A 15,219-nucleotide genomic window follows, 5' to 3' on the forward strand; every position below is an offset into this window, starting at 1 on the left:
GACTATCTGGCGCTGAAGGAGTCCTTCACCAGCTTCGGCGTGATGAAAACAAGTAACTCGCTCTTGTCATCCGAAACGCTAGAGTAACGGAACAGGGCTCCAATTAATGGTAAATCCCCGAAGAAAGGCGTCTTGCTGACCGACCTGACTTCTTCAGAACGGAAGATACCACCTAATACGATAGTTTCGCCATTATCTACCAGCACTTGAGTCTGTACCGCATTGGTATTAATCGTCGGACCGGCCGAAGTATCTTCCCCCACCGAGTCCTGATTAATGACCAGATCCATGATAATACGATCATCCGGCGTGATTTGAGGTGTCACTTCCAGTCGCAATACCGCCGACTTGAAGGTCACACTGGTCGCACCACTGGACGTTGACTCTTCATATGGAATCTGGGTACCGGATTCAATAAAGGCAGTTTGTCCATCGGCAGTAATCACCCGAGGCTGGGAAACAATTTCCGCCCGACCATCGGTCTCAATCGCTGACAACTCCAGATCCAGCAGATAATCGACAGTCTGATAACCAATGGCAAAGGTCGAAGCCGATGAGCTGGTTGCCCCAAAATCAACGATATTGGCTGAATCCAGATCCAATGCGCTGGCATCATCACCGGATGCCCGATCAAACAGAATCTGGTTGGTATCCTCAATGGTTTGCTGACTACCACCGGCAGTAACCCAGTTGGAGCCATTATCCTGATAGAAACCACCACCCCACTTGACACCCAGCTCTTCACCAACTGCCGTCGATGCCGCCACGATCCGGGCTTCAATCAATACCTGTCGCACCGGCACATCCAGCATTACCAGAGCTTCACGTACTTTTTCCAGATTCGAGGCAGTATCTTTCATCAGAATCGTATTGGTACGCTCATCCACAACAGCAGTACCGCGCTCAGACAATAGCCCCTGGTCGGAAGTCAGGATCGTCGCAATATCCGCCGCCTTGGCATATTTGAACTGCATGAACTCTTGCACCAGCGGAGCCAGCTCTTCCACCTGACGTACAGCTTCCAGCTCTATTTTTTCACGGGCAGCAATTTCTTCAGCCGGTGCAATCAACAGTACAGATCCCAGCTGACGCTTACCCAGCGCCTTGGTTTTCAACACCAGGTCCAACGCCTGATCCCACGGCACATTTTGCAGCCGCAAAGTAATACTCCCTTGCACCGTATCCGAGGCGACCAGATTCAGGCCGGTAAAATCTGCAATCAGCTGCAGTACCGCCCGGACTTCAATATTCTGGAAATTAAGTGACAGTTTTTCACCCGTGAACGGGAATTTTTTCTTACGCTCTTCCGCCGCCTCTTCTGGCAGATTGGTCACGTTAATCGACAATAAACGATCGGTCTGATAAGCCAGATATTCAAAATCATCCGAGACAGGCTCAATTACAATGCGCGTGCCACCTTCATGATCCTTGGCGTCCACATACTGAACCGGAGTAGCAAAGTCAGTCACATCCAGGCGACGGCTCAGCTCATTAGGCAAACGAACCCCAGACAGGTCGGCGATAATTTTTGATCCTTCCCTGCGGATATTGGCGGCCGCCTTGGCATCATTCAACATGATCTGCACCTGACCATCGCCTTGCTCGCCACGTCGAAAATCAACATTGACCACTTTCAGCTCATTCATCCCTGCCGAAGCCGGCGCCCCACCCAGCAAAGACGACTGACTTTCTATGGTCATTTGCCCTTCATTACTGGCTCCCACACGAATCAGCAACAGATTGCCATTAGAGCGGGTTGTATAAGCAACCATACGAGACAGATTAATCACCAGCCGGGAACGATCCTGGGTCGTGACCACAACCGCGGACCGGGCATTACCAGCACCGATCTGGTGGCGTTTTGTTTTCAAGGCACTGACAACACCAGGCATATCAATGGCAATACGGGCTGGCTTTTCAATGGTGTAACCACTGATTTCCGGCGGCGCACTGTCAAATGTCAGGCTGATTTCTGTTACATCACCGGGAAGTGATGAAAAAGCGATATCGTTCAGTACGGCAGCGGAAGACAGGCCGGCCTGAAGCATCAGCAAAGCTGCAACCCAGGTACGGCCCAGAGTGCGTACAGCATTTAAAAGATTCATTTCAGTTATCTCCGCCTATTCCTTCCAGAGCAATTGTTTTAGGGCGTTCTATCCAGCCGCCAAGACCATTAGGAACGATCTCGATCAGACTGAGCCTGTTTGAGGATACCGTTATTACCCGACCATGATTCTGGCCCATGTAATAGCCACGCTTTATTCGTACAACACTGCCACTACCGTCCTTGACCAGAGCCCACAAGACGCCATCGACTCCGGCCATCGTACCAACCATGGTCAACTGGCCCAGTGGGAATTGCTCAAGATGTTCTTTGGGTCGGTCAAAGTCAGGACGTACATTACTCGATGCCTGGGCAGACTGCAGTGTACTGTCAACAACAACGGGCAATTCAAAAGGGGATCGAAGCCCAGCCGCACTGTAACTGAAGTACTCGTAAGGCTTGAATACCGGAATAGGTTCTATTCGCCCCCGGGGCTTGGCCAATGCCTGACTGACAAACTGCTGCAAATCGGCAGTATTCGCAGACTGCGAACACCCCTGCAACAGCAGCATCGACACGCCCATGGCGAGCAGCCATAAATGCTTATTCATCACCACCTCCATACTGATACGTCTTGGCCAGAATGGTCATGGATAATCCGTCTTTTTTGGCAGAGCTGATTGCAAAATCATGCAGGGTTACAATCCGGGGCAAGGCAGCCACGCCGGAAACAAACGCTCCCATTTCATGGTAGCCGCCATCGACCTCGATACGAATCGGCAACTCGTTATAAAACTCGGTATTGACCATTTTTTGTGGTGAAATCGCGTTCAGTTTCAACCCGGCACCCAAGGCAGCAGCACTGATATCATCAATCAGGCCAGGCACTTCGGTATCCTTGGGCAACTGCTTCAGCAATGATCCAAAACTGTCCCGCATTTCCGCCAACTGCTCCTTGTAAGCATCCAGGTTGGCAACACGGTACGCTTTTTTCTCAATATCTTTTTTTAGTTGAACTTCTTTGGCCGCTTCTTGCTGCAAACGCTCGCCCGAATCCTTCACCAACAGGAAATATCCGGCAACCAATACAGCAACAAAGATCAACGAGCAGAAAACGACCTTGCCGGGTGTCGGCCAGGAGCCCATATCCTCCCAGTCAATCTCGTTCAGATCATTGACGTCCAGTTCCTGCAGCTTGCCAGCCCATGCCTTGAAATCAAATCCTTGCTTGGCCATATCAAGGCTCCTCACTGCTTTGAGGCTCTACCCGCCGGACAGATACCTCAAACACGTTACTGCCATTCGCGACGGCTTTAACTCCCAACAACGCCGGGTCTGCAAACCATTCAGATTCATCAAAGTTACGCATCAGTGCCGCCACACGGTTATTGGACTTGGCAACACCCTTGACGTTAACCCGACTTCCCTGGATGGACAGACTGGTATAATACAGATCTTCAGGGACGGAGCGCGCCAACTCGTCAAACAGCCGGACAATCACCGGGCGATTACCCTGCAAGTTTTGAATCAGTTCCATACGTTCAATCAGCTGTTCCCGTGTTGCCGTCAGCTCATTGATTTCGACAATCTTTTTATCCAGCTTGGAAATTTCCTGCGACAGGAAAGAATTACGTCCCCGCTGGTTACTGAGTTCACTGTCGTAGTAACTGCTTACCATCCAGACCAATCCTGCAGCAATCGCAGCAACCACGGCAATAATACTGATAAACTGCTGTTGCTTCTCCTTGCGGAGTTCCTGACGCCAAGGCAATAAGTTGATATTGGCCATTAATTAAAACCTCGCATCGCCAACCCGCAGGCGACCAGTAAAGAAGGCGCATCGTTACTCAGTAATTTGACATTCACCTTCGATGACACCGACATATCCCGAAAAGGGTTGGCAACCACCGTCGGCAAGCCCATATCTTCCTGAACCTTGTCGACCAGGCCAGCCAGAGTCGCGGTCCCTCCAGCCAGTACCAGGCAATCGACTTCATTAAACTGGCTGGATGAAAAGAAAAACTGCAGGGATCGGCTGATTTGCTGAACAACGGCGTTACGGAACGGCTCCAACAATTCATCTTCATAGTCGCCAGGCAAACCGTCGCCATCACGTGCTGCCGCTGCTTCCTGTTCGGACAGACTGTAACGCCGCATAATATCGTCAATCAACTGACGGCCACCGAAGAGCTGCTCACGAGTATAAATTGACACACCATTATGCAGGACACTGAGCGTTGTCATGGTGGCGCCGATATCAATAATGGCAACGGCTTCATTGGCATCCCCATCCAGGTGATCCCGAATCAGCTCGAATGCCCGTTCGGTACAGTAAGCTTCAATATCGACCACAACAGCTTCCAGACCGGAGTACTCAACAGCATCCTTACGCCGCTCAACGGTATCAGAGCGACAGGCCGCCAGTAGCACCTGAGCCACGGCTTCAGTCTCATCCACACCTGTATTCTGTACTTCCCAATCCAGCGAGACCTCTTCCAAAGGATAGGGAATATATTGATCAGCCTCGGCACGGATCTGCAAATCCATTTCCGATTCGGACAGATTGGCATTCATCTGGATGGTTTTGGTAATGACAGCAGAACCAGCAACGGCAAGAGCAGCCCGCTTTGCCCCGGAACGGGATTTGATCAAAGCCCGTTTGACCGCTTCGCCCACTTCTTCATCATTATGGATATTCTGTTCCATAATGGCATTGTTAGGCAGCGCCTCTGAGGCATAGGCTTCTACCCGATATCCTGCATCGCTGCGACTCAACTCAAGGACCTTTACCGACGTGGAGCTGATGTCCACGCCAAGAAGAGCCTTGCCCTTCTTGCCAAACAGATTCGCCAGCACAACAAAATCCCCTTGAAAATCGAGAACTTGCGATAACAAGTTCAGATTAATTCTATATTTGGGCGGCTATTATAGGCACAATCCTATAAAAAGGACAAAAAAGCCTTATAATGCCGCAACCGCCGATAACCGACCATACGAAGGAATTTTCAATACCTTTATGATCACGCTCAAATCGATTTTTAAATTCGTTATCTGGTTATTCGTTTGCGCCGTTTCCGGCACTGGTTTAACTTGTCTTGCCATATACCTTTATCTAACTCCTACGCTTCCTGACCCTCGTCAACTCCGCGACATTGACTTACAAACACCGTTAAGGGTGTACACCGCCGACGACCAGCTGATCAGTGAATTCGGAGAGAAACGCCGGTCTCCCCTTACATTCGAGCAAATTCCCAATCAATTCGTCAATGCTCTGCTCGCCTCGGAAGACGATGGTTTTTACGAGCATTACGGCATTGATGTTAAAGGACTTTTACGAGCAACGCTGGAACTAATTCGCACTGGCAGAAAGAAATCGGGCGGTAGCACCATTACCATGCAAGTTGCCAAGAATTACTATTTATCCAGCGAGAAATCCTTCACTCGTAAATTCACTGAAATACTATTGGCGATAAAAATAGAGAAGACGCTCACAAAACAGGAAATTCTTGAACTTTATGTCAATAAAATATACCTCGGCAAACGAGCCTATGGTATTGAGGCTGCAGCCCAGGTTTATTATGGCAAAGCAATAAACGAATTAACCCTGGCCCAAACAGCCATGATTGCCGGACTGCCCCAGGCCCCTTCCGCCGCCAACCCCATCAACAATCCGGATAGAGCGGTCAATCGACGCAACTACGTCCTGTCACGCATGGCCAGTCTCAACATGATCAGCCAGGCAGACTTTGAAACCGCAGCCGCTGAGCCAATCACCGCCCGCTATCACGGTGCAACCAGTGCCATTACCGCCCCTTATATCGCAGAAATGGTGCGCCAGTTTATGGTTGAACACTATGGCGACAATGCCTACACCGATGGTTATATTGTTCACACGACCGTTGATGCTCGCCGTCAGGAAGCAGCCACGCGGGCATTGCAACGTGGATTATTAAACTACGACCGGGCACACGGCTACCGTCAGAAAGAGAGCTTTGCCGACACCATTGCTGTCAGCCCAAACCAGACAACAACCAACAACCTTCCAGACTGGTTTGATAGCACTACCGCCGACCCGGCCACCAACTGGCCAGAAACCCTGGCCGACTGGCAACAGCAGCTCCGCAGCCAGAAATCACAAAGCCGGTTGATTCCCGCCATTGTCGCGGACGTCAAGGACGATGGCGCCTGGATGGTAACGGCCAACGGTTTCCGCTTTTTACCTCTTGAGGGTATCAAGTGGGCAGCCCCCTATGTCAGCGTCAACGTAGTTGGCAAAAAGCCAGCCACTGCTTCCCAGCGTCTGAGCCGACGGCAGAAAATCTGGTTTGAAGACCGCGATGGCGAATTGCTGCTGGCACAACCTCCTGAAGTCGAAGGCGCACTGGTATCCATCAATCCAAACACCGGTGCCATCCAGGCCTTGGTCGGAGGATTTTCCCAGGATGGCAACCAGTTCAATCGCGTCCTGCAAGCCGATCGCCAACCAGGCTCATCATTCAAGCCTTTTATTTATAGCGCGGCTTTGGAAAATGGCTTCACCCCTGCCAGCATCATCAATGATGCCCCGGTTGTCTTTAACGACTCAGGGCTGGAAAACACCTGGCGACCAGAAAATTACAGCGGCAAGTTTTACGGCCCGACCCGCTTGCGCCAGGCCCTGTACAAATCCCAGAACCTGGTATCCATCCGTATCCTCAAACAGATCGGTCCTGCCAATGCCGTCGATTACATTACCCGCTTCGGTTTTCCAAAAGCCAAACTTGGCGCCGACCTGTCTCTGGCGCTGGGTTCCTCAGCGATATCACCCATAGAGTTGGCCACAGGTTATTCCGTGCTGGCAAATGGCGGTTTTGCGGTGAAGCCTTATTTTATCCAACGCATCACCACAACCGACGGTGATGAGCTGTTTGCTGCCACTCCGGAAATCGCTTGCCGCCAGTGCGACAACTCATCAGCCAATGCTCCAGCAGCTACGATTAACGACCAGGCATCCACTACCGCAGCGCCAGAAACAGCCACTGAACCAACCCTGGCTCCACGGGTGATGGACAAACGCACCAACTTCCTGATGGTGAACATGCTCAAGGATGTTATCCAGCGCGGTACCGGTCGCCGGGCCAGAGCACTTAATCGTCATGACCTGGCTGGCAAAACAGGCACCACCAACGATCAAGTGGATGCCTGGTTCTCTGGCTTTAATCCGAACCTGGTAACAACAGTATGGGTTGGCTTCGATCAGCCCAGAAGCATGGGTAAATGGGCTCTGGGCGGCTCAACGGCATTACCTATCTGGATTGACTACATGGCTACCGCCCTCGAAACCGAACCACAGGTATCCATGGAACAGCCTGACGGTATTGTCTCGACCCGTATCGATCCTCAATCCGGACTGCTGGCAGCACCAGGACAAGAAGATGCGATTTTCGAATATTTCCGCACCGAAAATGTCCCCACCGAAATGGTGATGCCGACATACTCAGATTCAGGCAATGGCGACAACGGTGGCCTGCATGCCACACCAGAGCTACTGTTCTGACCTTTAACTGAATGCCAGATACAACAATGCCGATCCATATTCATGAGATCGGCATTGTTGTATCAGCAGAGCTGACCAATCAATTCATATCAATTACTTTGCCGGGATTCATCACGTTGTTAGGGTCAAAAGCAGCCTTCATCGCCTGCATATACCCGATCTCAGCGGCAGAGCGGGAATAGTGCAAGTACGGTTTTTTGGTCATGCCAACGCCATGCTCGGCTGATACAGAACCATCGTACTGTTCGGTAATTTCAAAAACTCGTTTTGATACTCGTGCGCAACGTTCGAAAAACTGCTCTTTCGGCAAGTCATCCGGCTTCAAAATATTCAGATGCAGATTGCCATCACCGATATGCCCGAACCAGATGATCTCGAAGTCGGGATACTCTTCCACAACCACGGCCTCTACTTCCTGCAGAAAATCAGGCACTCGGGAAACAACCACCGACAGGTCGTTTTTATACGGAGTCCAGTGTGAAATGGTTTCGGAAATATCTTCACGCAAGCGCCACAAATTGGCGGCCTGGGTTTCGTTCTGGCTGATCACACCGTCGTAGACCCAGCCTGCTTCCATACAGTCCTCAAACAACTGCATGGCCAAATTCATCTTGTCGTCGGTCTCGGCTTCAAATTCCAGCAAGGCATAGAATTCCGTCTCCGTCTCAAACGGTGCTTGAACATCACCACGAGCCAGCACTTTTTTCAACGCTTTATCCGAGAAAAACTCGAAAGCCGTCAGGTCGATGCCCGACTGGAACTTGTGCAATACACTCATGATGGCCGACATTTCCGGCACACCCAGCACCAGCACCGTCAAATTCTGTGGCGGACGCGTCAGGCGCATGGTCGCCTCAGTGATAAAGCCCAAAGTCCCTTCACCCCCAATAAACAGGTGGCGCATATCGTAACCGGTATTGTTTTTCAGCAGATCCTTGTTCAAACGAACAATGTCACCTTTACCCGTCACCACGGTCAGTCCCGCAACCCAGTCGCGGGTCATACCGTAGCGAATCACCTTGATACCGCCGGCATTGGTGCTGATATTGCCGCCAAGCTGGCTAGAGCCTGCCGAAGCAAAGTCGACGGGGTAAAACAATCCCTGCTCTTCCGCAAAGGTTTGCAGTTGCTCGGTAATCACCCCGGGGCCACATCGGACCGTACGATCAATTGCGTTAAAATCGGTCAGATGATTCATGTAGTCAAACGACACAACCACCTCGCCATTTGATGCCATGGCACCAGCACTCAGACCGGTTCGACCACCGGACGGCACCAGAGCCAAGCCGACGTCATTGGCCAACAGTACAATCTGCTGTACCTGCTCGGTGGTTTTGGGAAAAACAATCGCGCAGGGGCAAGGCTCGTAAATTCGAGTCCAGTCTTTGCCGAAATTATCCAGCGAATCAGCATCAGTGCGGACCTTGTCAGCACCAACAATGGCAGCCAGGCGTTCAACAAGGACATCTTGGGTAAGTTGTGTCATGAGCAGTCCAGGAATATGAAGAGTCGTCACACCATCCTGAAGAATCATCGATTTGAAGGTGCGGACGGAGGATCACATTGAAAGCCGCGTATGCTATCATATGCGCCCTGTTTTTCGGAGAGCTTTCGCCCCCGGACAGCACGACCGCATATAATCAGCATGGACTCAGGCCCTCCCAGACCTGACCGTCACCTCTTGAGAAGGTACCCCAATGGCCCAGACTTCCCTCGACAAAAGCAAGATCAAATTCCTCTTGTTGGAAGGCGTGCATCAATCGGCACTCGACACCCTTCATGCCGCTGGCTACACCAACATCGACTATCTGAAGACATCGCTGCCTGAAGACGAATTAAAAGAGCGCATCAAGGATGCACACTTTATCGGCATTCGTTCACGCACCCAGCTGACCGAAGACATCTTTGCCGCCGCAGAAAAACTGATCGCCGTTGGCTGCTTTTGTATTGGCACCAACCAGGTTGATCTGAAAGCCGCCACCAAACGCGGCGTTGCCGTATTTAACGCGCCTTATTCCAACACTCGCTCCGTCGCTGAGCTGTCGTTGGCTGAGATCATCATGCTGATGCGCGGCATTCCAGAGAAAAGCACCCAGTGCCACCGCGGCGGTTGGAGCAAGTCAGCTACCAACTCATATGAAATCAGAGGGAAAAAACTGGGGATTGTTGGCTACGGAAGCATTGGTACCCAGCTGTCGGTCATGGCTGAAAGCATGGGCATGAAGGTATATTTTTACGACATCATCACCAAACTGCCCATCGGTAACGCCACTCAGGTCGGCTCACTCGATGAGCTGCTGTCAATGTCGGATGTCATTTCCCTGCACGTGCCAGAAACTGCCTCCACCAAATGGATGATGGGCCCGGAACAATTTGCCCAAATGAAGCAAGGTTCCATCCTGCTGAATGCCTCTCGCGGTACTGTCGTCGATATCGACGCGCTCGCGGATGCCGTCCGCAGCAAAAAATTACTGGGAGCCGCCATCGACGTATTCCCGACAGAACCTCGCTCCAACAAGGAAGAGTTTGTCAGCCCGTTGCGTGAATTCGACAACGTTATCCTGACGCCACACGTCGGTGGTTCGACCATGGAAGCGCAGGAAAACATCGGCAAAGAAGTGGGCGAAAAACTGGCAACCTACAGTGACCGGGGTACCACCACAGCCTCCGTCAACTTCCCAGAAGTCGCCTTGCCATCCAACCAGAATGTTCACCGGATCTTGCACATCCACCAGAACGTTCCTGGCGTGATGAATGCGATCAACAGTATTTTTGCTGAAAATCACATCAATATCGCCGGTCAATACCTGCAAACGGCTGAAGACATCGGTTACGTTGTAATTGATGTGGCAACATCGGCCAGCGAACTGGCGCTGGAGAAAATCAAGGAAGTTGAAGGTACCATTCGTGCCCGCGTATTGTACTGATCCTGCTAGATAGCGGCTGGTGACAGCCGCATACCACGCCGATACAAAAACGGCCTGCCACCAAAGTGACAGGCCGTTTTTCATGCAATCGTCATTACGCGATACCGTTGCCAGCCAGTCGACAGCCAACACCTGAAGCTAAAGCCGGAAACGCACATTCACCCACGTCAACCAACGGGGCGTACGCTCAAAGTACAACTGGCCGCCATCCGCATCATACTGAACTGATAGCGCCACCCCGGCATGACCAAAATCATGGCCAAAGCGACTTTGCACTTTACGCTGCCGATAAAATTGCTGGCCCGCAAAGCCTGATCCGACGCTGCCATTTCCTTCATCCAGAATCAGCCCCAGCATCCACTCCGAATCCCCAGGAGTGTAGGTCCATGCGGCACGCAAGCTGCGCTCAGCCCCCAATACACCTTCATTACTGCCAGATAATTCCCGATGCTGCAGCAAGCCCACCAGCCACAAACGCTGCAGTCGAGCCAGGCGCCAGTCGAGCTGCCACTCCATCCCCATCAGCGTCATGCTGTTGTTATCATCCAGCGATCCATCCAGCAAATTCACCTGCCCTTCAATCAATTGGAACATCCACTCATGGAAAAACTTGATATCCACCGAGAGTCGAGGGTCAAGGAACGCACCGTAATAACCCACTTCCCAGGCATGGATGCTTTCACCTTCCAGATTACTGTTCCAGTCATCGGCATTCACGGTCAGGAACAACGAACCACTATCCAGCCCAAGGTAGTTATCCGTTAATTGTGTCACGTCTGCATTGGCATTCAGGTATTGCTCGGCCAGGTCGGGGGAACGATGGGTCTGGGAATACTGGAACCGCAGGCTTTGATCCGGGGTCAGCAGATGAGTCACCGCAAACCGGGGGGAATAATTCACCGAACTGTCAGTCTGGTGCTCTGCCGTCAACGAGAAAAACATCAGCCAATCGGGTCTCAAGCGGTACTCAACACTCGAGAAAGCCATCAGACTGTTGCGGGTAAGAGCACGGCCAAAATAAGCCTGGGAGTTCACTTCATCGCGACGATACACCAGGCCTTGAACGGAACGCAGTCGCCGATTCCACCAGATGGTGTTTTCCACCTCCATTTCCCAGCGCTGCTCATAAAGGTCATAATCGCCCTGGCCACACGTGGTTTCATCCAGCCCATCGGCTCCGACAGCCGTTGCTGCAATCTGCTGGGCCAGCGCAAGCTCTTCTTCCGACACCTCTGTATCAACACCCGCACTGGCAAGATAGGCCTGCAACGTTGACGCATCCATCAAGCCATAGGCCAAGGCACTATAATACTGCTCGATTGCCGTTCGTTCAGAGGACGTTGTATCACTATCCAATAACGGTAACACACCATAACCAAGGGCCGTGGCCAGCTCAGAATCCAGATTAAACAGTGTCCGAAGATTGGGATCGTAGGCAATGGTTGCCGTACACGCCCGATAGGATTTTTCCTGGTTTTCCGCTTGCCAGTAAGCTTTTACTTTCCATTCATGGCGACTGTTTTCCAGACCATGAAACGCGATGGAAACAAAATCAGTTGTGGCATCCATCTCTGGCGACGCTTCATGAAAGTTTTCATCCACGAGAATATTACGCTGCAGATTCTGTCGCCCGGCTTGCCAGAAAACCTCAAGATCGTCGGAGATATCACTGGCACCGCTCCAGTTAAGACCCACCATCCGGTTGTAATCCGGCAGATCCCCGGACTCATAGTCATAATCGCCAGCGGTGCCCTCCTGGCTGCCAAAGGCACTCAATCGCTGACGGGATCCATTCAGATCAAACGCCGTGGACAAATAACCTCGACGGCGGGAGTCGGAACCAAGCGATGCAGACACATCAAGCGAGCGGCTGTCGCCCGGATGACGGGTGACGATATTGATCACCCCCTGAAACGCATTCATGCCGTACGAAGAAGCACTGGAGCCACGGGTAATTTCGATCCGCTCAATATCTTCCAGCGCGATATTCAGCTGATCCCAGTCAACACTGGCAAAAATGGCACCATAGACAGAGCGCCCATCCACCAGCACTTCCAGGCGGCGGGACAAAGAGAGGTCGCCGGAGTGGTACACCACACCCGACTGGTTGGAATCCAGCTCCTGTGCCACAAACATTCCGGGCACATACTGAAAGACATCCACCAGTCGCTGAATACCCCACAGACGGATTTGCTCGGCGGTAATCAGCGTTGCACTGGCAGGCACTTCTGGCATCGGCTGCTGCAGCCGGATTGGACTTAATACAACGGGCAGGTCGGGTTCAAAGTCGTCCAGAGCCTCGGCCTGACAAACATTTGATCCGCCTGCCAAGCATCCCAAGACACTGGCAACCAGACCAATATATCGTCCAATACGAGGCATAAAACAATCCATCGGCACAGTTGCGCTAGTTCACAGAGACATTGTGGATTATGCCCATATCAGCATCAAAAAACGACTGGATTCGACCAGTGGTCAATCCACCAGACGCATTTCAATCCCGGCAGCGGCCATATGCTGCTTGGCCTGCTGCACGGTGTACTCCCCAAAGTGGAAAATACTGGCGGCCAATACCGCGTCCGCTCGCCCTTGTGTTACGCCTTCAACCAAGTGATCGAGGTTACCGACACCGCCGGAGGCAATGACCGGAATGTTCACCGCGTCTGAGATTGCCCGCGTTACACCAAGGTCAAAACCTGATTTCACACCGTCACGATCCATACTGGTCAGCAAGATCTCACCCGCGCCGTAGTCGGCCATTTTCACCGCCCACTCGACCGCATTGATACCGGTTGGCTTGCGGCCGCCATGGGTAAAAATTTCCCAATGGTTATCACCCACCTGCTTGGCATCAATCGCAACCACGATGCACTGCGCGCCAAATTTCTGTGAAGCTTCACGCACAAATTCCGGGTTATATACTGCGGCGGAATTGATCGATACCTTGTCGGCACCGGCATTCAGCATCCGGCGAATATCGTCCAGTTCCCGAATACCGCCCCCGACAGTGAGCGGAATAAACACCTGTTCGGCAATGGCTTCCACCATATGAACCGTGGTTTCACGCCCTTCATGGCTGGCGGTAATATCCAGAAAGGTGATTTCATCCGCACCCTGATCGTTATAACGCTTGGCAATCTCTACCGGATCGCCCGCATCCCGGATACCGACAAAGTTCACGCCTTTGACAACCCGGCCCTTGTCCACATCCAGACAAGGAATAATACGTTTGGCCAAAGCCATAGGAACTCTCCTGCACTACCTGTATTAGGCCTGAATCAGGCGATTGGCTTCGCCACCAGCGTATCCGCCAGAGTCTGGGCTTCGGCAACATCCAGGCTGCCTTCATAAATGGCCCGACCGGTAATCGCGCCAAGAATCCCCTGGCCGGCAACCATCGCCAACTGGCGAATATCGTCGATATTGGTCACACCACCGGATGCAATCACCGGAATGCCTCCTTCGACGGCCAACTCAAGCGTTGCAGCCACATTCACCCCTTGCATCATGCCATCCCGGGCAATATCGGTGTAAACAATGGCTGATACGCCGTCGTGCTTGAACTGCCGGGCCAGATCCACCGCCTTGACCTCAGAAACCTCAGCCCAGCCGTCGGTGGCAACAAAGCCATCCTGGGCATCCAGCCCCACAATGACCTTGCCTGGAAACGCGGCACAGGCTTCTTTGACAAACGCCGGTTCTTTCACCGCCTTGGTACCGATAATGACGTAACTGACACCGGCTTTAACGTAGGCTTCGATAGTTTCCAGAGAACGGATGCCACCACCAATCTGGATCGGCAAGCCCGGAAATTCCTTGGCAATAGCCGTCACCGCGCCACCGTTGACGGGTACACCAGCAAAGGCACCATTCAGATCCACCAAATGCAACCGCCGACAACCAGCGTCTACCCAGCGACGGGCCATTTCTACGGGGTTATCACCAAACACGGTAGAGTCTTCCATACGACCCTGGCGCAGACGAACGCATTCGCCATCTTTCAAATCAATTGCAGGTATAACGAGCATGAGAAAACCTTAATATCAGAGTGACAGCCAACCCTCAGGCCTGGCCATCCCATTCGAGAAAATTCTTTAACAACGCCAGACCGGCGTTATGGCTTTTTTCCGGGTGAAATTGCACCGCAAATACATTGTCTTCCCCCATCGCGGCAGCAAACTCAACACCATAATGGCCGCGACCTTTAATCTGCTGCGGCCGCTCCGCGTGGACATAATAGGAGTGCACAAAATAAAAGCGGCTGTGGTTATCAATGCCATGCCAGAGCGGATGATCCACTTGCGAGACCTGGTTCCAGCCCATATGCGGTACTTTCAGTTTTTCACCATTTTCGACCAGATCGTGACCAAAAAACCGCACCTGCCCAGGAAACAACCCCAAACAATCAACACCGTTGTTTTCTTCCGAACGATCCATCATGGCCTGCAAGCCCACGCAAATCCCGAGCAATGGCTTGGTCTGGCGTGCTTCTTCCACCACCTGATCGATACCCTGACGGCGAATTTCAGCCATACAGTCCCGAATCGCACCCACGCCGGGCAACACCACATGGTCAGCAGCACGAATGACTTCCGGGTCACTGGTCACCAGCACCCTGGTATCCTGGGCGACGGCCTGCAACGCACCATGGGCGGAATGCAGGTTACCCATGCCATAGTCGATCACTGCACACACTTTACTTGTCACGAAAC

General features: G+C 52.2%; 12 protein-coding genes. 2 read left to right on the forward strand and 10 right to left on the reverse strand.

Going from position 1 to position 15,219, the window contains the following annotated elements; genetic code table 11:
* Window positions 1-2: 2 nt before the first annotated feature.
* Genes pilQ through Q4551_RS11200 form a run of 5 tightly spaced genes read right to left on the reverse strand, consistent with a single transcriptional unit; the run spans window position 3 to window position 4,939 of the window.
* Window positions 3-2,105, reverse strand: coding sequence for a type IV pilus secretin PilQ family protein (gene pilQ / locus Q4551_RS11180; RefSeq protein WP_303433896.1), 2,103 nt, complete (start codon window positions 2,103-2,105; stop codon window positions 3-5).
* Between the two features lies 1 nt (window position 2,106).
* Window positions 2,107-2,655 carry a pilus assembly protein PilP gene (locus Q4551_RS11185; RefSeq protein ID WP_303433898.1) on the reverse strand — a complete coding sequence of 183 codons (549 nt, stop codon included), beginning with the start codon at window positions 2,653-2,655 and terminating at the stop codon, window positions 2,107-2,109.
* Window positions 2,648-3,280, reverse strand: a complete 633-nt coding sequence (locus Q4551_RS11190; protein WP_303433900.1) for a type 4a pilus biogenesis protein PilO — start codon at window positions 3,278-3,280, stop codon at window positions 2,648-2,650. The genes Q4551_RS11185 and Q4551_RS11190 overlap by 8 nt, the downstream gene beginning before the upstream one ends.
* A gap of 1 nt (window position 3,281) precedes the next feature.
* Window positions 3,282-3,833, reverse strand: a complete 552-nt coding sequence (locus tag Q4551_RS11195) for a PilN domain-containing protein (RefSeq protein WP_303433902.1) — start codon at window positions 3,831-3,833, stop codon at window positions 3,282-3,284.
* Window positions 3,833-4,939: a pilus assembly protein PilM gene (locus Q4551_RS11200; RefSeq protein WP_368501389.1), complete on the reverse strand. Its 1,107-nt coding sequence runs from the start codon at window positions 4,937-4,939 to the stop codon at window positions 3,833-3,835. The genes Q4551_RS11195 and Q4551_RS11200 overlap by 1 nt, the downstream gene beginning before the upstream one ends.
* 280 nt (window positions 4,940-5,219) lie before the next feature.
* On the opposite strand from Q4551_RS11200, the gene Q4551_RS11205 reads away from it, so the two are divergent.
* The gene (locus Q4551_RS11205) at window positions 5,220-7,580 is read left to right on the forward strand and encodes a penicillin-binding protein 1A (RefSeq protein WP_303433905.1); all 2,361 of its coding nucleotides are present in this window, start codon (window positions 5,220-5,222) and stop codon (window positions 7,578-7,580) included.
* Between the two features lie 79 nt (window positions 7,581-7,659).
* Here Q4551_RS11205 and Q4551_RS11210 read toward each other — a convergent pair whose 3' ends face one another.
* Window positions 7,660-9,066 (reverse strand): FAD-binding oxidoreductase, encoded by a 1,407-nt coding sequence (locus Q4551_RS11210; RefSeq protein WP_303433906.1) that lies wholly within the window; start codon window positions 9,064-9,066, stop codon window positions 7,660-7,662.
* A gap of 211 nt (window positions 9,067-9,277) precedes the next feature.
* Here Q4551_RS11210 and serA point away from each other — a divergent pair, with 211 nt between their 5' ends.
* Entirely contained in the window at window positions 9,278-10,507 is a 1,230-nt protein-coding gene (gene serA / locus Q4551_RS11215; protein WP_303433908.1) for a phosphoglycerate dehydrogenase, read from the forward strand.
* 138 nt (window positions 10,508-10,645) lie between these two features.
* Here the strand turns inward: serA and Q4551_RS11220 are convergent, their stop codons facing one another.
* The 4 genes from Q4551_RS11220 to hisH all read right to left on the reverse strand — a co-directional run bounded on the left by Q4551_RS11220 (window position 10,646) and on the right by hisH (window position 15,214).
* The gene (locus tag Q4551_RS11220) at window positions 10,646-12,889 is read right to left on the reverse strand and encodes a TonB-dependent siderophore receptor (protein WP_303433910.1); all 2,244 of its coding nucleotides are present in this window, start codon (window positions 12,887-12,889) and stop codon (window positions 10,646-10,648) included.
* Window positions 12,890-12,982: 93 nt separating this feature from the next.
* Window positions 12,983-13,750, reverse strand: a complete 768-nt coding sequence (gene hisF, locus Q4551_RS11225; RefSeq protein WP_303433912.1) for an imidazole glycerol phosphate synthase subunit HisF — start codon at window positions 13,748-13,750, stop codon at window positions 12,983-12,985.
* Between the two features lie 35 nt (window positions 13,751-13,785).
* Complete coding sequence (hisA, locus tag Q4551_RS11230; protein ID WP_303433913.1) at window positions 13,786-14,535, reverse strand: 1-(5-phosphoribosyl)-5-[(5-phosphoribosylamino)methylideneamino]imidazole-4-carboxamide isomerase; 750 nt, start codon at window positions 14,533-14,535, stop codon at window positions 13,786-13,788.
* Window positions 14,536-14,569: 34 nt separating this feature from the next.
* Window positions 14,570-15,214, reverse strand: a complete 645-nt coding sequence (hisH, locus tag Q4551_RS11235; RefSeq protein WP_303433915.1) for an imidazole glycerol phosphate synthase subunit HisH — start codon at window positions 15,212-15,214, stop codon at window positions 14,570-14,572.
* Window positions 15,215-15,219 lie beyond the last annotated feature (5 nt).

This window comes from Oceanobacter sp. 5_MG-2023 (assembly GCF_030548165.1).
Taxonomy (GTDB): domain Bacteria; phylum Pseudomonadota; class Gammaproteobacteria; order Pseudomonadales; family Oceanobacteraceae; genus Oceanobacter.